Below are 17,493 nucleotides of genomic sequence, written 5' to 3' on the forward strand. Positions count from 1 at the left end.
CCGTCAGGGACGGTCGAAGGCGGCCAGGGTGGCGTGGGTGACGACGCCGTAGGCCGCGTGCGGGACGACGTCGCTGACCCAGTCGGTGGTCGACCAGGTGCGGGGGTCGGTGATGCCGAGGGCGGTCATCGGCCCGTTGGAGCCGAGGAGGACGGTGAGCGTGCTCTGCAGCGTGCCGACCAGCAACATGGGCCGGAACCCCGCGGCCCGGGCCAGGCCGGCGAGCACCCCGGCGCCGATGCCGGCGGCCAGACCGGTCAGCGGGCCGAGCCCCTGCACCCGGTTGGAGCGCGTCTCCTCGTCCCCGGGGACCTGCACGTGCACCTTCTCCGCGAGCGCCTCGACGGTCTGCTCCGGCGTGGAGCTGGTGCCCCGGCCGCGGAACGTCATGTCCAGGTAGGTGACCGCGTTGAGCGCCGTCGTCCCCGCGGCGCCGGCGGCCGCGCCGCGCAGCACCCAGCCCCACGTGCTGATGCCGCGCTTCCCCTTGCCGATGGTCCCGAGGACGGTCTGCTGAGCCATGACCGCCGCCTACCCGGGGCGTGGCGCCGGGCAAACGGTGCGGTCAGTCGCGGGTCAGGACCACGACGGTGAGCGCGCGGCGGTCGGCGCGCCGGCCCTCCCGCGCGGCGAGTCCCCCGACCAGCAGCGTGAGCGCGAGGAGGCCGCCGAGCAGGAGCAGGAAGGTGGTCGCGGACGGGTCCTCGTAGGTGCCGGCGGGCACGTCGAGCGTGCGGTCGGGAGGGTCGCCGCCGGCCAGCGCCTGCACGTCCGCGACCAGCTCGGCGTCGGCGGGTGCGGTGCCGCCGCACAGCGTCGCGGTCAGCCGCCCCTCCGGGCCCTCCGGCGGGTCGGTGGCGTGGACCAGGAACGGTCCGTCCCCGCTCAACGCGAGCCCGCAGGAGGCCGAGGAGTCGGCGGAGACCACCTCCTGCTGCGCGGACGCCGTCCCCTTGAGCAGGGTCTGCACGGCGAAGACGTGCACGGCCGGGGCCTCGCTGGTCCACGTCCCCGGCGCGGGCGGCAGCACCTCCCGGGACACGAGCGTGCCGGTGAAGACGACGTCGGCGCGCGCGACCTGCTCGGCCGTCGACGCCGGCACGCAGCTGCAGGCCCACGCCGCAGGGGCCACGACCCAGCCGGCGGTCAGCAGCACGAGGGCACCGAGCACGAGGACCACCAGGCGGCGCACGCGGCGCAGCCTCCTCCTCCCGGGTGCGGTCGCGCCAGCACCTGCTGCGCGCCGGCGCGCGGCGGGGCAGGCTCGCGGGGTGGACGACGTCGACGGGGTGCTGGAGCGGACCATCGACGAGCTGCTCGACCAGCGCCGTCCGGGCACCACCATCTGCCCGTCGGAGGCCGCCCGGGCGGTCGACCCCGAGGGCTGGCGGGAGCTGATGCCCGCGGCGCGGGCGGCGGCGGGCCGGCTGGTGGCGGCCGGCCGGGCCGAGGTCACCCAGCGCGGCGAGGTGGTCGACGTCGCGACCGCCCACGGGCCGGTGCGGATCCGCCGGCCGCGCTGAGGGGGTCAGTCCCCGGCGCGGGCGGTGTCGGCGGCGCGTTCCAGCAGCGGGGTCATCCGGTGGTCGACGAACCGGCGCATCGCGAGGTTCGTGTCGGTGCGCTGGACGCCGGGGACGGCCAGCACCTGCTCGGTGATCCGCCACAGGTCGTCGGCGTCGACGGCCACCACCTGCACCAGCAGGTCCATGACCCCGGACAGCCCGACCACCTCGAGCACCTCGGGGATGGCGGCCAGGGACGCGGCGACGTCGTCGAGGCCGCGCTGGACCACCTGCACCGTGATGTAGGCACCGAGCCGGTAGCCCAGCGCCTCGGGGCGGACCCGGCGCTCGAAGGGGTCCAGGACGCCGGCGGACTCCAGCCGGGCCAGCCGGGCCTGCACCGTGTTGCGGGCCAGGCCCAGCCGCTGGGCGAGGGCCAGCACCGTGGACCGCGGGTCCTCGGACAGGGCGAGGACGAGCCGTGCGTCGGTGGCGTCCAGCCGGGCGGTCACGTTGCTCAGTCTGACATGCGTGGACGTCCTAGTAAGGCCGCGATGCGCACCACAGGGCACGGTGGTTGCGCAGAACGACCAGTCGATGATCTCCTGATGGACGGTCGGCGTGCCAGAATGGTGAGCTGCACCACAACCAGTGCGGTGCCGGTCCCAGCCACAGGACATCCGGCGTCCCTGGCGCGAGACGGCGAGGAGAGACCCCTGTGAGCGTGCTGTCCCGGACCACGGAGCTGGTCGACCCGGTACCGGGGGACGGTGCCCCCCACCTCCCCGCCCAGCCCGACCTGGTGCAGCTGCTGACCCCCGAGGGCGAGCGGGTCGAGCACCCCGACTACGCCCTGGACGTCTCCGCCGAGGAGCTGCGCGCCCTCTACCGCGACCTCGTCCTGGTGCGCCGCTGGGACGTCGAGGCGACCGCGCTGCAGCGGCAGGGCGAGCTGGGGCTGTGGGCCTCGCTTCAGGGCCAGGAGGCCGCCCAGGTCGGGGCCGGCCGGGCGATGGCCGCTGGGGACATGGCCTTCCCGACCTACCGCGAGCACGGGGTCGCCTGGACCCGCGAGGTCGACCCGCTGCACGTGATCAGCATGTTCCGCGGCGTCGACCAGGGCGGCTGGGACCCGGTGGCGACCGGCTTCAACCTCTACACCGTGGTGATCGGGGCGCAGACCCTGCACGCCACCGGCTACGCGATGGGCCTGCAGCGCGACGGCGCGGACGCCGCGGCGCTGGCCTTCCTCGGTGACGGCGCCACCAGCCAGGGCGAGGTCAACGAGGCGATGATCTGGGCGGCCACCTTCGCCGCGCCCGTCGTCTTCTTCTGCCAGAACAACCAGTACGCCATCAGCGCGCCGATCGAGCGACAGTCCCGGGTGCCGCTGTACCAGCGGGCGTCGGGCTTCGGCTTCCCCGGCGTCCGGGTCGACGGCAACGACGTCCTCGCCGTCCTGGCCGTGACCCGGGCCGCGCTCGCCGCCGCCCGCGAGGGGTCGGGCCCCACCTTCATCGAGGCGTTCACCTACCGGATGGGCGCGCACACCACCTCCGACGACCCGAGCCGCTACCGGCTGGCCGGCGAGCTGGAGGAATGGGCGCTGCGCGACCCGATCGCCCGGCTCAAGGCGCACCTGTCGCGCACCGGCGTCGCCGACCGCGACTTCTTCGACGCCGTGGACGCCGAGGGCGACGAGCTGGCCGTGCGGATCCGCACCGGCACCCGGGGGATGCCCGAGCCCGCCGGCACGGAGATCTTCGACCACGTCTACGCCGAGACCACGCCCGAGCTCGCGCAGCAGCGCGCCGAGTTCGTGGCGTACCACGCCTCGTTCGAGGAGGCCTGACATGGCCGACACGACCACCCTCGGCAAGGCGCTCAACCTCGGCCTGCGCCGCGCCATGGAGGACGACGCCAAGGTCGTGCTCATGGGCGAGGACATCGGTCGCCTCGGCGGGGTCTTCCGGATCACCGACGGCCTGCAGAAGGACTTCGGCGAACAGCGCGTGGTCGACACCCCGCTGGGCGAGGCCGGGATCCTCGGCACCGCCGTGGGGCTGGCCATGCGCGGCTACCGGCCGGTCTGCGAGATCCAGTTCGACGGGTTCGTCTTCCCCGCCTACAACCAGATCGTCACCCAGGTGGCCAAGCTGCACGCCCGCTCGCGGGGCCGGCTGCCGATGCCGATCGTCATCCGCATCCCCTTCGGCGGCGGCATCGGCGCGGTCGAGCACCACAGCGAGAGCCCGGAGGCCTACTTCGCGCACACCGCGGGCCTCAAGGTCGTCGCGGTCAGCACCCCGGCCGACGCCTACTGGGGCATCCAGCAGGCCATCGCCCACCCCGACCCGGTCGTCTTCCTCGAGCCCAAGCGGCGGTACTGGGAGAAGGGCGTCGTCGACCCCGACGCCACGCCCGGCCCGCTGTTCGGCTCCCGGGTCGTCCGCGGCGGCGACGACGTCACCGTGCTGGCCTACGGCCCCATGGTGAAGACGGCGCTGCAGGCCGCCGAGGTCGCCGCCGGTGAGGGCAGGTCGCTGGAGGTCGTCGACCTGCACGCGCTCTCTCCGCTGGACCTGGACCCGGTGTACGACTCCGTCCGACGCACCGGCCGCTGCGTCGTGGTGCACGAGGCGCCGGTGACCCTGGGCCTGGGCGCGGAGATCGCCGCCCGGGTGACCGAGGCCTGCTTCCACTCCCTGGAGGCGCCGGTGCTGCGCGTCGGCGGGTACGACACCCCGTACCCGCCGGCCAAGCTGGAGGAGGACTACCTCCCCGACCTCGACCGCGTCCTCGACGCCGTCGACCGATCGCTGGGGTTCTGATGGCCGACCTGCGCCAGTTCGCCCTGCCCGACATCGGTGAGGGGCTCACCGAGGGCGACATCCTCACCTGGCTGGTCGCGGTGGGCGACACCGTCACGGTCAACCAGCCGCTGTGCGAGGTCGAGACGGCCAAGGCCGCCGTCGAGCTGCCCAGCCCCTACGCCGGCACCGTGACCGACCTGCTCTTCGAGGCCGGGACGACGGTCGACGTCGGCGCGCCGATCATCACCATCGACGTCGGTGGGGAGGGTGGGGGCAGCCGAGCTGGCGACGCTCCGGCTCCTCCGGAGCGCACCGCCGTCCTGGTCGGCTACGGGCCGCGCACCACCGAGGCGACCCGCCGTCCGCGCCGGTCGGCGACCCCGCAGGTGCTCCCGGAGGCCGACTACGGCAGCGGCACCGAGCGTCCGCCACTGCTCACCAGCGCGCCCGACGTGACGGTCAAGCCGGTCCGCCACGGCGGCCTGGAGGCCGGGCGGGCCGCCGAGGCGCGCGCCACCGTCGCCGACACCCAGGCCGCCGCGCCGACCTCGACGGTGCCGGGCTCGGGTCCGCTGCGCCCGCTGGCCAAGCCGCCGGTGCGCAAGTACGCCCGGGACGTCGGGGTGGACCTGGCCACGGTCACCGGCACCGGTCCGGGCGGGGTGATCACCCGCGCCGACGTGGACGCCGTCCGTGCGCCGGCCGGCGCCGCCGCGGGGCGCACCGAGGTCGCGCCGGACGAGACGCGGATCCCGGTCCGGGGCGTGCGGAAGCACACCGCCGCGGCCATGGTGGCCAGCGCGTTCACCGCGCCGCACGTCACCGAGTTCCTCACCGTCGACGTCACCCGCACGATGAAGCTGCGGCAGCGGCTGATGGCCCGTCCCGAGCTCGCCGGGGTCAAGGTCAGCCCGCTGCTGTTCGTGGCCAAGGCGCTGCTGCTGGCCGCGAGGCGGCACCCGATGGTGAACAGCTCCTGGGACGAGGCGGCGCAGGAGATCGTGGTGAAGCACCGGGTCAACCTGGGCATCGCCGCGGCCACCCCGCGCGGGCTGGTCGTGCCCAACGTCAAGGACGCCGGTGCGCTCACCCTGCCCGAGCTGGCCACGGCGCTCGCGGACCTGACCGCCACCGCGCGGGCCGGCCGCACCACGCCCGCCGACATGAGCGGCGGCACGATCACGATCACCAACGTGGGCGTCTTCGGCGTCGACACCGGCACGCCGCTGCTCAACCCCGGCGAGTCGGCGATCCTGGCCTTCGGCGCGGTCCGCGCGATGCCCTGGGTGCACAAGGGCAGGGTCGTGCCGCGGCAGGTGACCACGCTCGCGCTGTCCTTCGACCACCGCGTCATCGACGGCGAGCTGGGCTCGCGGTTCCTCGCCGACGTCGGCGCCCTGCTGCACGACCCGGGCACTGCTCTTACGTTCTGACCATGCAGACCCAGCTGGCGCCCCTGCTCGCGTTCGCCGCCCGCTCGGCGGTGCCCGGTGGCTTCGGCTGGCTGGGGGACGACGGCGAGCTGCTCGACCGCCCGGTCGAGACCTGGATCAGCACGCGGATGACGCACGTCTTCGCGCTGGGGTCGCTGCTGGGCCACCCCGGCGCCACCGGGCTCGCCGCGCACGGCGTCGCCGCGCTGCGCACCGGCCCGCTGCACGACGCCGAGCACGGCGGTTGGCGGTCGAGCACCGGCGACGACACCAAGGCCGCCTACGTGCACGCGTTCGTCGTGCTGGCCGGTGCGACCGCGACCGCGGCCGGCGTCGAGGGCGGGCGGGCGCTGCTCGACGAGGCGCTGGCCGTCTGGGAGGGCCGGTTCTGGGACGACGAGCAGGGCCTGGCCCGGGAGTCCTTCGACCGCACCTGGGCGGTCGGCGAGGACTACCGCGGCGCCAACGCCAACATGCACGGCGTCGAGGCGATGCTGGCCGCGGCCGACGCGCTGGCCCCCACCGACCCCGGCACGGCGGCCCGGCTGCGCACGCACACCCTGCGCGCGACCGAGCGGGTCGTGCACGGCTGGACCCGCGAGCGGGACTGGCGGCTGCCGGAGCACTTCACGCGCGACTGGGAGCCGCTGCCGGACCTCAACCGGGACCGCCCCGCCGACCCGTTCCGGCCCTACGGCGTCACCGTCGGGCACCAGTTCGAGTGGTCGCGGCTGTGCCTGCACCTGGCGGCCGCGCTGGGGGAGCACGCCCCGGGCTGGCTGACCGCCGACGCCGACCGGCTCTTCGTCGCCGCCGCCGAGCGCGGCTGGGCCGCCGACGGGCACGAGGGCTTCCCGTACACGCTGGACTGGGACGACGCCCCGGTGGTGGGCGCCCGGATGCACTGGGTGCTCTGCGAGGCCGTCGCCGCCGCGGCCGTGCGGTACGCGGTGACCGGCGACCCGCGGACGGCGACGCTGCAGCGCACCTGGGCGGAGCTGGGCGACCGGCTGTTCCTGGACCCCTCGACCGGCAGCTGGCACCACGAGCTGACCCCCACCGGCGAGGTCGGCTCCGGCACCTGGACCGGTCAGCCCGACGCCTACCACCTGGCGCAGATGCTGTTGCTGCCCGGCCTGCCGGTGCGGGGGAGCCTCGCCGCCGCCCTGCTCGCGGCACGCTGAGCGGACCGCCCACCGTCCGGAGGTGCTGGGATCGGCCCGCTGGAGCCCGGCGCGGGGCTGACCCGACAGACGACGACGGCGCCCGTCCTCGTGGAGGACGGGCGCCGTCGTGCGCACCCCGCCGGTCCGGTGGCCGCTCCCGAGAGGGCGGCGTGGACGGGGCCCGAGGTCAGTCGGCGTCGAGGTCGCTGGCCACCATGTCGGCGATCTTGGACAGCACGGCCTCGTCGTCGGAGCTGACCACGACGTCGGTGCCCTGCTTGGCGCCGAGCGTCATGATCATCAGGGGCGAGCCGGCGTCGACCGGGTTGCCGCCGGGGGTCGCCAGCGTCACGGGCACCCCGGACTGGCCGACGGCCTCGGCGATCAGTGCGGCCGGGCGGGCGTGCAGACCGACGGCGGAGCCGACGGTCACGGTCTTCGAGGGCATCGGTGCCTGCTTTCTGGAGAGGGCGAGCTGACGATCATCGTCTCAGGAAGCGGTGCGGGCGGCAGCCCCGGCAGTGCGCGCGGGGGCTGCACCGCCGGCCATGGCCTCCTCCGACGCGGCACCCGGGGTGCTGCCGGACGGTCGGCCGATGCCCTTGGCCACCGTGACGGCCAGCCCACCGACGATCGCGCCGATCAGCACGGCGAGCAGGAACAACCAGAAGCTGTTCATCGCGAAGAAGACGAAGACGCCGCCGTGCGGGGCGCGCAGCTCGGTGCCGAAGGCCCCGATGAGCGCTCCCGTGGTGGCACCGCCCAGCATCATCGAGGGGATGACCCGCAGCGGGTCGGCGGCGGCGAAGGGGATGGCGCCCTCGGAGATGAACGAGGCGCCGAGCAACCACGCGGCCTTGCCCTGGTCCCGCTCGGCCGGGGTGTACAGCCGGGACCGGACCGCGGTGGACATCGCCATGGCCAGCGGCGGGACCATCCCCGCACCCATCACCATGGCCATGATCTGCAGGTTCGCCGGTGTCGGGTCGGCGACGCCGATGCCGGTGGTGGCGAAGACGTAGGCGGCCTTGTTCACCGGGCCACCGAGGTCGAAGCACATCATCAGGCCCAGGATCAACCCGAGCACGATGATCGAGCTGCCGGTGAGCCCGGTGAGGAAGTTGCCCAGCCCGGTCAGTGCGGCGGCCAGCGGCCGGCCCAGCACGACCAGCATCAGGCCGCTGGAGATGAGCGTGGCGAGCAGCGGGATGATCACCACCGGCTGCAGCCCGCGGGCGAACGCCGGCAGTGCCCAGCCGGCGATCCACTTCGCGGCGAAGCCCGCGATGATGCCGCCGACCACGCCGCCCAGGAAGCCGGCCCCGACGGTCAGCGACACCGCACCCACGACGAAGCCGGGGACGATGCCCGGCCGGTCGGCGATGGCGTAGGCGATGTAGCCGGCCAGTGCGGGCACCAGGAAGCCGAACGCGGCCTGGCCGAGCACGGTGCACAGCGCACCCAGATAGCCCCAGAAGCCGTCGTTGAGCCCCTCGAGCGGAGCGGTGGTGGGCAGGTCGAAGAAGGTGTTGTTGAGCGCCCAGTTCAGCGCGAAGCTCTGTGCGCCGTCGGTGCTCGGGTCGGGGTTGACGATCTGGTAGCCGCCGAAGAGGAAGCCCAGGGCGATCAACAGTCCGCCGGCGGCGACGAACGGGATCATGTAGCTGACCCCGGTGAGCAGCCAGCGGCGGACCTCCGAGCCGGCACCGGGGCGGTCACCGGTGTCGGCCGCCCGTCCGCCGTCGCCGGCCGCACCCGGCACCCGCCGGGCGTCCGGGTCGTCGGCCGCCGCGAGCGCCTCGCGGATCATCACCTCGGGCTCGTTCATCGCGCGCTTGGTGCCCGACTGCACCAGGGGCTTCCCGGCGAACCGGTCCCGGTCCCGGACGCCCACGTCGACGGCGAAGATGACCGCGCCGGCCCGGCTGATCACGCCGGGGTCCAGCGGGGTGGAGCCCGACGAGCCCTGCGTCTCCACCTGCAGGTCGACGCCCATCTCCTTCGCCGCGGCGGCCAGCTTGTCGGCGGCCATGTAGGTGTGCGCGATCCCGGTCGGGCAGGCGCTGACCGCGACCAGGCTGCGGGTGTTCCCGGTGCCCGTCGCGGCCGGCGGGGTGGCGCCGGACGTCGTCGCGGTGGCGCCGGCCCCGGCCCCGACCCCGGCCGCGGTGGGCGCGGGAGCGGGGGAGACCACGTCCTGCACCAGGTCGACCACCTCGCCCGCGGTGCGGGCCGCCCGCAGCGAGGCGACGAACTCCGGCCGGACGAGGGCCCGCGCCAGGGCGGTGAGCAGGGTGAGGTGGTCGGCGTCGCCGTGCTCGGGGGCGGCGATCAGGAAGACCAGGTCCGCCGGCCCGTCGGGTGCGCCGAAGCCGACCGGCGGCGCGAGCCGGGCGAAGGCCAGCGAGGCCTGCGTGACCGCCGCCGACCGGCAGTGCGGGATGGCGATGCCCCCGGCCAGCCCGGTGGGCGCCTTCGCCTCCCGGGCCAGCGCGTCCTGGGCCAGGGCGTCGGCGCCGGTGGCCCGGCCGGCCCCGGCGACGAGTGCGGCCAGCCGGTGCACCACCGCGGTCTTGTCGGTGCCCAGGTCGGCGTCGAGCGCCACCAGGTCGGTCGTGATGAGCGTGGACATCGGATGTGACCCCCGGTAGCTCGGCGCTGAGCTGGTGGACAGGACGTGCTGGACCGAGTGTGCTCCCGGCTCAGGCAGTCGGCTGGACAGAGACGGCGCTGGGATCGGCCTGGTCGGGGCGCGGGACGGCGGAGCCGGGCAGCCCCGCGGCGGCCGACCCGTAGGCGACCGCGGTGGCCAGCCGCTGCTCCGGTGCAGCGCCGGCCAGGTCGGCGAGCACGTAGCCGGCGAGGCTGGAGTCCCCGGCCCCGACCGTGCTGCGCACCGTCGTCGGTGGCGGCGCGGCCGACCAGCACCCGGCGGCGGTGGACAGCATCGCGCCGTCGGCGCCGAGGGTGAGCAGGACCTCGGCGACCCCGCGGCGGTGCAGGTCGTCGACGGCGGCCCGGACGGCGCCGGGGTCGGCGAGCAGCGCGGCCTCGGTGGTGCCGGCCAGCTGCGCCAGCTCCTCGGTGTTCGGCTTCACCAGGTCCGGGGCCGCCTCGGGCCCGGCCGCCATCAGCGCGAGCAGCGGGGCCTCGGAGGTGTCCACCGCGATCCGGACGCCGGTGGCCCGCAGCTGGCGCACCAGCTGGGCGTACCAGTCGACCGGGGTGCCCTTGGGCAGCGAGCCGGACAGCGCCACCCAGCGTGCGGTGCCGGCGGCGGCGGTCAACAACGAGCCCAGCGCCGTGCGGACGTCGTCGTCCAGGGCGGCGCCGGGCTCGTTGAGCTTGGTGGTGGTGCCGTCGGGCTCGGTGAGCGTGTAGTTGGTGCGCACCGGCGAGGGCACCGGGACGACGGCCGGGGGCAGCCCGATCGCGGTGAGCTCCCGCACGAACGGGTCGTCGGTCGCCGCCGGCAGCACGGCCAGGACGTCGACGCCGGCCGCGGCCACGGCGCGGGCCACGTTGACGCCCTTGCCGCCGGGCTCGGTGGTGCTGGCCGCGAGCCGGGCGACGCCGCCCCGGTGCAGGGGGCCGGGCAGGGTCAGCGTGCGGTCGAGGCTCGGGTTGGCGGTCAGCGTGACCACCTGCGGGCCGGAGGAGGTCGTCATGCCTGCAGCACCTCGATCCCCTGCGCCTCGAGGTCGGCGACCAGGGAGGGGTCGGCCTCGTCGTCGGTGACCAGCACGTCGACCTCCTCCAGCCCGGCGAACCGCACCAGGTGCTCGCGGCCGAGCTTGCTGCTGTCGGCCAGGACGACCACCCGCTGGCCGGCCCGGGCCATGGCCCGCTTGACCGAGGCCTCGGCCTCGTCGGGGGTGGAGCAGCCGTGCTGGGCGCTGATCCCGTTGGTGCCCAGGAAGACCACGTCGGCGCGCAGGTCGGCGAGCGCGTGGACGGTGGACTCGCCGACCGCGGACTGGGTGACGCCGCGGACCCGGCCGCCGAGCAGGTGCAGGGTGATGCCGGCCACCCCGGCCAGCCGCGCGCCGATCGGCACCGAGTTGGTGACGGCGAGCAGGTCGCGGTCGCCGGGCAGCACCTCGGCCAGCGCGGCGGTGGTGCTGCCGCCGTCCAGGACCAGGCTGCCGTGCCCGCCGGGGACGAACTGCAGCGCGCACGCCGCGATCCGGCGCTTGGCGTCGGTGCGGGTGTTGCGGCGCTCGCCCAGGCCGGGCTCGACGACGGTCAGCGCGCCGACGGGGACCGCGCCACCGTGCACGCGGCGGAGCATGCCCACCTGCTCGAGGACGGCGAGGTCCCGGCGCACCGTCTCGGTGGTCACCCCGAAGCGCTCGGCGACCGCGGTGACCGCGACCCGCCCGCGCTGGGTGACCAGCCCGACGATGGCCTGCTGGCGTTCCTCTGCGTACACGGACACCTTCCCGGGTGGTGTGGTGATGAGGTCGGCTGGTGGGATGGGCGGCGGACGCGTGCCCGGGACATGCCCGATCATGTGGTCTTGAGGCTGGTTGTCCGTTGTTTTATCTGCGATCAATTGACAAGTCAAGACTTGCACGTGAGCCTGGTCACCAGCAGGCCCGGGGGTGCACCGGGAGCGTGTCCCGCCGCGGCAGCCCGCCCCGTGGCCCCTACTCGAACGCGAGGTCCTCGATGTCGTCCCTCTCCTCCACCGCGACCGCCGGGCCGGTGCTCGGTGGCCCGACCGTACTGAGCGGCACCCCGGTGGTCCCCGGTGTCGCCTTCGGCCCGGTCGTGCGCCCCGTCGGCACCGTCGAGCTGCCGGCCGCGCCCGGGCCCGAGGTGGCGGAGGCCGACCGTCCCGCCGAGCGGGACCGGTTCAGCGCGGCGGCCGGGGCGGTCGCGGAGCGGCTGGCCGAGCGGGCCGCCGCCGCCACCGGGGTGAGCGCCGAGGTCCTCAACACCACCGCCCAGCTGGCCCGCGACCGCGGCCTGCTGTCGACCGTCGAGCAGCGGATCCTCACCGGGGCCACCGCCGAGGTCGCCACCGTGGGCGCGGCCGAGCAGTTCGTCGAGCTGTTCTCCGGGCTGGGCGGCGTCATGGCCGAGCGGGCCACCGACGTGCGGGACATCCGCGACCGCATCGTGGCCGAGCTGACCGGCCAGGGGGAGCCGGGGGTGCCCTCGCCGGAGACGCCGTCGGTCCTGCTGGCCGACGACCTGGCCCCCGCCGACACCGCCGGGCTCGACCCCACCCGGATCATCGCGCTGGCCACCCGCTTCGGCGGGGCCACCAGCCACACGGCCATCATCGCCCGCCAGCTCGGACTCCCCTGCGTCGTGGCGGTCGTCGGCCTGGACGACGTCCCGGAGGGCGCGCTGGTGCTGGTCGACGGCGACCACGGCACCGTCACCGTCGACCCCGACCCCGACGAGGCGCAGCAGCAGGTGGCGGCCGCGCAGACCGCCGCGCTCGCACTGGCCGGGTACCGCGGTCCGGGCGCGACCCGCGACGGCCACCCGGTGCAGGTGCTGGCCAACGTCCAGGACGGCGCCGGGGCGCGTGCCGCCGCCGCGGCGGCGGGCGAGGGGGTCGGGCTGCTGCGCACCGAGCTCGCGTTCTTCGGCCGCACCGAGGAGCCCTCGGCGCCCGACCAGGTGGAGATCTACTCCGGGGTCTTCGCCGCCTTCCCCGACGGCAAGGTCGTGGTGCGCACGCTGGACGCCGGCTCGGACAAGCCGCTGCCGTTCGCCACCCCGCCGGACGAGGCCAACCCGGCGCTGGGCGTGCGCGGGCTGCGCACCTCCCGTCGCGACCCCGGCATGCTCGTCCGGCAGCTCGACGCGATCGCGCAGGCCGCGCAGGAGACCGGGTCCAGCCCGTGGGTCATGGCGCCGATGGTCGCCACCGTGACCGAGGCCGCGGAGTTCGCCGCCCAGGTGCGCGAGCGCGGGCTCAAGCCCGGGGTCATGGTCGAGGTGCCCTCCGTCGCGGTGCTCGCCGACCGGTTCCTCGAGCACCTGGACTTCCTGTCCATCGGGACCAACGACCTCTCGCAGTACACGCTGGCCGCCGACCGGCTCAGCGCCGACCTGGCCGACCTCACCGACCCCTGGCAGCCGGCCCTGCTGGCGCTCGTGGCGGCCACCGCCGCCGCCGGGCAGCGGGTGGGCAAGCCGGTCGGCGTCTGCGGCGAGGCCGCGGCGGACCCGCTGCTGGCCTGCGTGCTGGTGGGCATGGGGATCAGCTCGCTGTCCTGCGCCACGCCCTCGATCGCCGGGGTCGGTGCCCGGCTCGCCACCGTGGACCTGGCCGCCTGCCAGCGTGCCGCCGAGGCCGCGCTGGCCGCGGCCGACCCGCAGTCCGCACGGACCGCGGCCCGGGAGGCGCTCGCCGAGTCCTGAGCCCGCCACCGCCGGCGCTGTGTCGCTGGCCACCCTGGGTCGGGTCCGCTCGAGACGAGAGCCCCGCCGGTCGATGGAGACCGGCGGGGCTCTCGTGCGTCCACCGGGTGACGGGCCGGCTGTGCAGGTGTCGTGCGGATGACGGATCCATGGCGCTTCACTCCTCGGGGTGATCGATCCGTCGGCCACTTCAGCGACACGCCCTTCGATCCGTTGGAATAGAAGCCGTTGTGCCTGCTTTAATACAGGCGTAACAACCACTCGGGACCACCGGAAGAAGGCAGTGACATGAGCAGCGTGACCACCAGCTGGCGTCAGCGTCGGCAGGCGTCGCGTACGCGCCGCGCCCTGGCCCAGGCCGTCGCACGCACGAGCAGCCCCGCGATGCGGGACGAGCTGCTGACCATGGCGAACAGCACCCAGTTCACCAACATCCTGCGCTGAACGCCGTCGCCCTCCCCTGAGGGCGAGCACAGGTACGCACTGTGACCCCGGACTCCCAGCGGGAGCCGGGGTCCTCTGCTGTCCGGGCCCTGCCGCGCGCCCGTCGCGCCGGCCGCGCCCGCCCCTGCCGTGGCCCGCTCGTGCGGTCTTCCCCCCGCTCCTGCGTCCTCGTAGCTGCGCAGGAGCGCGCGCAACACCGCAAGAGCCGGCCGGACGAGGCGGACGTCGGTGGAGCGGGCGCTGCCGGCGGTGGGGTCAGCGGAGACGGGCGCGGAGCGCGGCCTGGTCGTCGGGGCCGAAGCCGTGCTGCTCGAGCCAGCCCAGCGGACCGCCCCACCGCTGGTCGACCAGCTCCAGCACCCGGCGCATCGTCTCCGCCCGCGGGGTGTGCTGCTCGACGGGGCGGGCCATGTCCTCGGCGTAGGTGTCGGTGGCGGCCAGCCGGGCCACCACCCCGTCGATGACCTCGGCGGTCAGCGCGTAGTCGGCGACGATCGTCTCGTGGTCCACCCCGGCCACCGCCAGGGCCAGCGCGCAGACGACGCCGGTGCGGTCCTTGCCGGCGGCGCAGTGCACGACCGCCGCGCCGGGGCCACCGGTGGCCAGCGACCGCAGCGCGCCCACCACCTGGTCGGTGCCGTCGGTGAGGTAGCCGAGGTAGGACCGGACGGCGGGCGGCTCGGCCTCGTCGCCGGGGCCCACCTGGCGCGGCAGCACCGACTCGCCCCAGCCGGCGGGCAGCTGCGCCCGCAGCTCCTCGTCGTCGAGCTCGGCGGCGAACACGTCGGTGCGGTGCCCACGCTCGGGCAGCAGTCCGAAGTGGCGGTGGGTCACCGCGGCGACGTCCCGCAGCGGGCCACGGCCCTCCAGCAGGATCTCCGCGGTGGTGCGCAGGTCGACCACCTCGGTGACGCCGACCTCCGCCACCAGCCGGTGCACGTCGGCGGGGCTGAGGTCCTGCAGGTTGTCGCTGCGCAGCACCTGCCCGGACGCCGTCGTCCCGCCGTCGGTGGTGGGCAGGCCGCCCAGGTCGCGGGTGTTGGCCGTGCCGTCCAGGTGCAGCCAGCGGTCGGTGCTCACGCTCCCGACCGTAGGGCCTCAGCCGGCGTCGAGCAGGTCGCGGCAGACGGCCAGCAGCCGCTCCCGCAGGACCGCGCCGCGGGCGGCGAAGCCGCGCTGGGCCGCGACGTAGGCAGCCTTGCCCTCCGGCGTCTCCACGGCGACGGGGGCGTACCCGTGGGCGGAGAGGTCGTAGGGGGAGGCCCGCATGTCCAGCTCGCGGACGTCGGCGGCCAGGGCGAAGCAGTCGGCCAGCAGCTCGCCGGGGGTGGCCGGGCTGAGCTTGTAGGCCCACTTGTAGAGGTCCATCGTGGCGTGCAGGCAGCCAGGCTGCTCCAGCTCCTGCTGGGTCTCCCGAGTGGGCCGCAGCGCGTTGCGCGGCACGCCGGCCCGGGTGAAGAAGCGGAACGCGTCGATGTGGCTGCACTGCACCTTGTGCGCCTCGACCACGGCGTCGGTGCCGTCCTGGCCCAGCCGCAGCGGCAGCTCGTGGCGCACGTCGCCGGGCTCGGGGCGGTAGAGCATCGCCCACTCGTGCATGCCGAAGCAGCCGAACTGCCCGGCCCGGCTCGCGGTGGCGCCCAGCAGGCCCTCGACCCAGCCCGCCGCGGCCCGCCGCTTGGCCAGGAACGCCGGCAGGTCCACCCCGACACCGGGGACGACGCCGCCGTCCCCGGTGCGGACGTCGACCTCTGCGTACAGCGGCCAGGTCAGCCGCTCGCGGGCGGCCTCGCCCAGCAGGACGGTGCCCACGCCGGGGTGCCAGCGCCGCAGCCGGCCGGGCGACTCGGAGTAGTAGGTGAAGAGGAAGTCCAGCACCGGGTGGGCGACCCCGGTACGGCGGCGCTCCTGGTGCGGGAGGACCCAGGTGTCCATCCGCTGCTGGTACGCGGCCTCCCGCGCCGTCCACTCCGCCTCGGCCAGGGCCGTCGGGGCAGCGGTCAGCAGCACCCGACGAGCCTAACCGGGGGAGGGGGTCCTTCCTCAGCCCGCGGAGTTGCCGGGGCGGGTGACGTCGTCGTCGCGCTGCGCCTCGTCGTCGGTGACCAGGACGGTGTCCTGCTCGCCGCCGTCGGGCCGGTCCTCGCCGGGCGTGCCGTCGATCATGTTCCCCTCGGACGGCGTGTTCCCGTCGTCGAGGGGCTCTCCGTAGCCGGTGCCGCTGCCTTCGGTCATGGTCGCTCCTCCTGGTGGGTCAGTGGTCGAGCGAGTTGGCGGCGCGCTCGTCGAGCTCGGGCTGCGCCGACGTCCGGGCCGGCTGGTCGCCGGAGGCCTCGTCGCGCTCGATCGCCTCGTCGGCGGTGAGCGGGACGTCGCTGAAAGAGTCGGTGCCGCTGTCGCCGTTGTCCCCGGTGCCCGAGGCGGTCAGGATGTCCTGCTGGATGCGGCCGCTGCCGCCGGTCTCGGTCATGGCGCTCTCCTCGCGGTGGACGTCGTCGTCCGTGCCTTGCCCGGGGAGGGGGCGGGCCATGCGTCGGCGGTCAGTCCAGGGCGGGGCCGGCCTCGTGGGCGGGGTGGCCGACGGTGCGCTCGCGCTGCTTCATCCGCGCCTCCAGCACGTGCCGGTCGCCGCCGGAGAGCTGGTCGCGGGCCTGCTGGTCGGCAGCGCGGAAGGCGGACCAGTAGCCGGCGTCGAAGTCCTCCACGACCTGGAAGGTCCACCGGTCGGCGATCACGTTGCGGCCGACGAGGTCACGGTCCAGTTGGTCGGCGAGCTCGGTCTCCCCCGTGGCGCGGAACCCCTCGACGGCCTCCTGCAGCAGCCGGTCGGCCTTGCCGGTGAGCTGGTGGAACCCGTACAGCAGACCGCGGGCCTGCTCGACGGTCTCCAGGGCCTCCGACAGCTTGCCGAGGGCGGAGACGACGTCGTCGTCGAGGTCGGGGCGGGAGCGGTCGGTCACGTGCCCATCGTGGGGGCAGCACCGCCGTCATGCCCGTCGGCCCCACGGCGAGCGCGGGTGGTGGGGGCAGCGGGGTCCGTCAGGAGCGGCCGGCGACGGCGTCGTCGACGAGCCGCTCGGCGAGCCGGCGGCCGTGCGCAGCCGGGCCGTCGGGGCCCAGCAGCCCGCCGGAGAGCTGCATGCCGTCGATGACCAGGTGCACCTGGGCGGCGAGGTCCTCGGCGGCGTCGGGCACCAGCTCACCGGCCAGCGCGAGCAGCCGCATGTGCAGCTCGTACTTGTAGTCGGCGGCCGCGCTGCGGGCCGGGTGCTGCGGGTCGTCGTACTCGCTGCTGACGTTGGTGAAGGGGCAGCCGCGGAAGCCGGCGCGGGTGACGTCCCGCTCGACGGCGTCGACCACCGACAGCAGCGCGGCGCGGGGGTCGTCCTGCAGCCGGATCAGCTCGGCGTCGATGGCCGACAGCACGGTCGCCGCCTTGCGCGAGAGGTAGGCGCCGACCAGGTCGTCCTTGCTCTTGAAGAGCCGGTAGACGGTCATCTTGCCCAGCCCGGTCTCCCGGACGAGCTCGTCCATGCCGACGCTGCGTGAGCTGCGGGCGGAGAACAGACGCTCGGCGGTGTCCAGGACGATCTCCTGGCGCTCGGCGCGCGAACGGCGGGCCGGGGCGGCGTCCTCGGTGAGGTGCAGAGGCAGTGCGGCGGCAGTCACGCAGGCGATCGTGCAGCACCTCGTGACGGAGGGGTTCGCGGCACGCCGACGTGTCGGACCGACTGCGCACCGTCACCGG

20 protein-coding genes are annotated in these 17,493 nt (G+C 75.2%); 7 read left to right on the top strand and 13 right to left on the bottom strand.

The window, feature by feature from the left end; all coding sequences use genetic code 11:
• Nucleotides 1-3: 3 nt before the first annotated feature.
• Entirely contained in the window at nucleotides 4-522 is a 519-nt protein-coding gene (locus O2W14_RS02405) for a hypothetical protein (RefSeq protein ID WP_269174495.1), read from the bottom strand.
• Nucleotides 523-565: 43 nt separating this feature from the next.
• On the bottom strand, nucleotides 566-1,192 hold the full coding sequence (locus O2W14_RS02410; protein ID WP_269174496.1) for a hypothetical protein: 627 nt from the start codon (nucleotides 1,190-1,192) through the stop codon (nucleotides 566-568).
• Nucleotides 1,193-1,271: 79 nt separating this feature from the next.
• Between O2W14_RS02410 and O2W14_RS02415 the strand changes: the two genes are divergently transcribed.
• Nucleotides 1,272-1,523: a DUF3253 domain-containing protein gene (locus O2W14_RS02415; protein ID WP_269174497.1), complete on the top strand. Its 252-nt coding sequence runs from the start codon at nucleotides 1,272-1,274 to the stop codon at nucleotides 1,521-1,523.
• Nucleotides 1,524-1,528: 5 nt separating this feature from the next.
• On the opposite strand, the gene O2W14_RS02420 is transcribed toward O2W14_RS02415, so the two are convergent.
• Nucleotides 1,529-2,017, bottom strand: a complete 489-nt coding sequence (locus tag O2W14_RS02420) for an Lrp/AsnC family transcriptional regulator (RefSeq protein WP_269174498.1) — start codon at nucleotides 2,015-2,017, stop codon at nucleotides 1,529-1,531.
• A gap of 206 nt (nucleotides 2,018-2,223) precedes the next feature.
• Here O2W14_RS02420 and pdhA point away from each other — a divergent pair, with 206 nt between their 5' ends.
• From pdhA to O2W14_RS02440, 4 genes are read left to right on the top strand one after another with little or no spacing between them, the layout of a single operon-like run.
• Nucleotides 2,224-3,357: a pyruvate dehydrogenase (acetyl-transferring) E1 component subunit alpha gene (gene pdhA, locus O2W14_RS02425; RefSeq protein WP_269174499.1), complete on the top strand. Its 1,134-nt coding sequence runs from the start codon at nucleotides 2,224-2,226 to the stop codon at nucleotides 3,355-3,357.
• A 1-nt stretch (nucleotide 3,358) separates the two neighbouring features.
• Entirely contained in the window at nucleotides 3,359-4,336 is a 978-nt protein-coding gene (locus tag O2W14_RS02430) for an alpha-ketoacid dehydrogenase subunit beta (RefSeq protein ID WP_269174500.1), read from the top strand.
• Nucleotides 4,336-5,751 carry a dihydrolipoamide acetyltransferase family protein gene (locus O2W14_RS02435; RefSeq protein ID WP_269174501.1) on the top strand — a complete coding sequence of 472 codons (1,416 nt, stop codon included), beginning with the start codon at nucleotides 4,336-4,338 and terminating at the stop codon, nucleotides 5,749-5,751. Before O2W14_RS02430 ends, O2W14_RS02435 begins: the two co-directional genes overlap by 1 nt.
• A gap of 2 nt (nucleotides 5,752-5,753) precedes the next feature.
• On the top strand, nucleotides 5,754-6,935 hold the full coding sequence (locus O2W14_RS02440; RefSeq protein WP_269174502.1) for an AGE family epimerase/isomerase: 1,182 nt from the start codon (nucleotides 5,754-5,756) through the stop codon (nucleotides 6,933-6,935).
• 169 nt (nucleotides 6,936-7,104) lie between these two features.
• On the opposite strand, the gene O2W14_RS02445 is transcribed toward O2W14_RS02440, so the two are convergent.
• The 4 genes from O2W14_RS02445 to O2W14_RS02460 form a co-directional block, all read right to left on the bottom strand.
• Nucleotides 7,105-7,365: an HPr family phosphocarrier protein gene (locus O2W14_RS02445; protein WP_269174503.1), complete on the bottom strand. Its 261-nt coding sequence runs from the start codon at nucleotides 7,363-7,365 to the stop codon at nucleotides 7,105-7,107.
• 42 nt (nucleotides 7,366-7,407) lie between these two features.
• Nucleotides 7,408-9,549, bottom strand: coding sequence for a PTS fructose transporter subunit IIABC (locus O2W14_RS02450; RefSeq protein ID WP_269174504.1), 2,142 nt, complete (start codon nucleotides 9,547-9,549; stop codon nucleotides 7,408-7,410).
• 70 nt (nucleotides 9,550-9,619) lie between these two features.
• Nucleotides 9,620-10,585, bottom strand: a complete 966-nt coding sequence (locus O2W14_RS02455) for a 1-phosphofructokinase family hexose kinase (RefSeq protein ID WP_269174505.1) — start codon at nucleotides 10,583-10,585, stop codon at nucleotides 9,620-9,622.
• The gene (locus O2W14_RS02460; protein ID WP_269174506.1) at nucleotides 10,582-11,349 is read right to left on the bottom strand and encodes a DeoR/GlpR family DNA-binding transcription regulator; all 768 of its coding nucleotides are present in this window, start codon (nucleotides 11,347-11,349) and stop codon (nucleotides 10,582-10,584) included. Before O2W14_RS02460 ends, O2W14_RS02455 begins: the two co-directional genes overlap by 4 nt.
• A gap of 239 nt (nucleotides 11,350-11,588) precedes the next feature.
• On the opposite strand from O2W14_RS02460, the gene O2W14_RS02465 reads away from it, so the two are divergent.
• Complete coding sequence (locus tag O2W14_RS02465; RefSeq protein WP_269174507.1) at nucleotides 11,589-13,301, top strand: putative PEP-binding protein; 1,713 nt, start codon at nucleotides 11,589-11,591, stop codon at nucleotides 13,299-13,301.
• A 288-nt stretch (nucleotides 13,302-13,589) separates the two neighbouring features.
• Complete coding sequence (locus O2W14_RS02470) at nucleotides 13,590-13,745, top strand: hypothetical protein (RefSeq protein WP_269174508.1); 156 nt, start codon at nucleotides 13,590-13,592, stop codon at nucleotides 13,743-13,745.
• 255 nt (nucleotides 13,746-14,000) lie between these two features.
• On the opposite strand, the gene O2W14_RS02475 is transcribed toward O2W14_RS02470, so the two are convergent.
• From O2W14_RS02475 to O2W14_RS02500, 6 genes are all read right to left on the bottom strand, one after another.
• Nucleotides 14,001-14,825 carry a tyrosine-protein phosphatase gene (locus O2W14_RS02475; RefSeq protein ID WP_269174509.1) on the bottom strand — a complete coding sequence of 275 codons (825 nt, stop codon included), beginning with the start codon at nucleotides 14,823-14,825 and terminating at the stop codon, nucleotides 14,001-14,003.
• 18 nt (nucleotides 14,826-14,843) lie between these two features.
• Complete coding sequence (locus tag O2W14_RS02480; protein ID WP_269174510.1) at nucleotides 14,844-15,755, bottom strand: 3-methyladenine DNA glycosylase; 912 nt, start codon at nucleotides 15,753-15,755, stop codon at nucleotides 14,844-14,846.
• 33 nt (nucleotides 15,756-15,788) lie between these two features.
• On the bottom strand, nucleotides 15,789-15,980 hold the full coding sequence (locus O2W14_RS02485) for a hypothetical protein (protein ID WP_269174511.1): 192 nt from the start codon (nucleotides 15,978-15,980) through the stop codon (nucleotides 15,789-15,791).
• Nucleotides 15,981-15,999: 19 nt separating this feature from the next.
• On the bottom strand, nucleotides 16,000-16,215 hold the full coding sequence (locus O2W14_RS02490; protein ID WP_269174512.1) for a hypothetical protein: 216 nt from the start codon (nucleotides 16,213-16,215) through the stop codon (nucleotides 16,000-16,002).
• Between the two features lie 70 nt (nucleotides 16,216-16,285).
• Entirely contained in the window at nucleotides 16,286-16,705 is a 420-nt protein-coding gene (locus O2W14_RS02495; RefSeq protein WP_269174513.1) for a hypothetical protein, read from the bottom strand.
• A gap of 79 nt (nucleotides 16,706-16,784) precedes the next feature.
• The gene (locus tag O2W14_RS02500; RefSeq protein WP_269174514.1) at nucleotides 16,785-17,414 is read right to left on the bottom strand and encodes a TetR/AcrR family transcriptional regulator; all 630 of its coding nucleotides are present in this window, start codon (nucleotides 17,412-17,414) and stop codon (nucleotides 16,785-16,787) included.
• Nucleotides 17,415-17,493 lie beyond the last annotated feature (79 nt).

The organism is Modestobacter sp. VKM Ac-2986, assembly GCF_026967795.1.
GTDB lineage: Bacteria > Actinomycetota > Actinomycetes > Mycobacteriales > Geodermatophilaceae > Modestobacter.

Excerpts from the sequence above, each read along its gene's own strand:
- O2W14_RS02405 (WP_269174495.1), bottom strand. The coding sequence starts at position 522 with ATGGCTCAGCAGACCGTCCTCGGGACCATCGGCAAGGGGAAGCGCGGC.
- O2W14_RS02430 (WP_269174500.1), top strand. The coding sequence starts at position 3,359 with ATGGCCGACACGACCACCCTCGGCAAGGCGCTCAACCTCGGCCTGCGC.
- O2W14_RS02435 (WP_269174501.1), top strand. The coding sequence starts at position 4,336 with ATGGCCGACCTGCGCCAGTTCGCCCTGCCCGACATCGGTGAGGGGCTC.
- O2W14_RS02440 (WP_269174502.1), top strand. The coding sequence starts at position 5,754 with ATGCAGACCCAGCTGGCGCCCCTGCTCGCGTTCGCCGCCCGCTCGGCG.
- O2W14_RS02445 (WP_269174503.1), bottom strand. The coding sequence starts at position 7,365 with ATGCCCTCGAAGACCGTGACCGTCGGCTCCGCCGTCGGTCTGCACGCC.
- O2W14_RS02450 (WP_269174504.1), bottom strand. The coding sequence starts at position 9,549 with ATGTCCACGCTCATCACGACCGACCTGGTGGCGCTCGACGCCGACCTG.
- O2W14_RS02455 (WP_269174505.1), bottom strand. The coding sequence starts at position 10,585 with ATGACGACCTCCTCCGGCCCGCAGGTGGTCACGCTGACCGCCAACCCG.
- O2W14_RS02465 (WP_269174507.1), top strand. The coding sequence starts at position 11,589 with ATGTCGTCCCTCTCCTCCACCGCGACCGCCGGGCCGGTGCTCGGTGGC.
- O2W14_RS02470 (WP_269174508.1), top strand. The coding sequence starts at position 13,590 with ATGAGCAGCGTGACCACCAGCTGGCGTCAGCGTCGGCAGGCGTCGCGT.
- O2W14_RS02485 (WP_269174511.1), bottom strand. The coding sequence starts at position 15,980 with ATGACCGAAGGCAGCGGCACCGGCTACGGAGAGCCCCTCGACGACGGG.
- O2W14_RS02490 (WP_269174512.1), bottom strand. The coding sequence starts at position 16,215 with ATGACCGAGACCGGCGGCAGCGGCCGCATCCAGCAGGACATCCTGACC.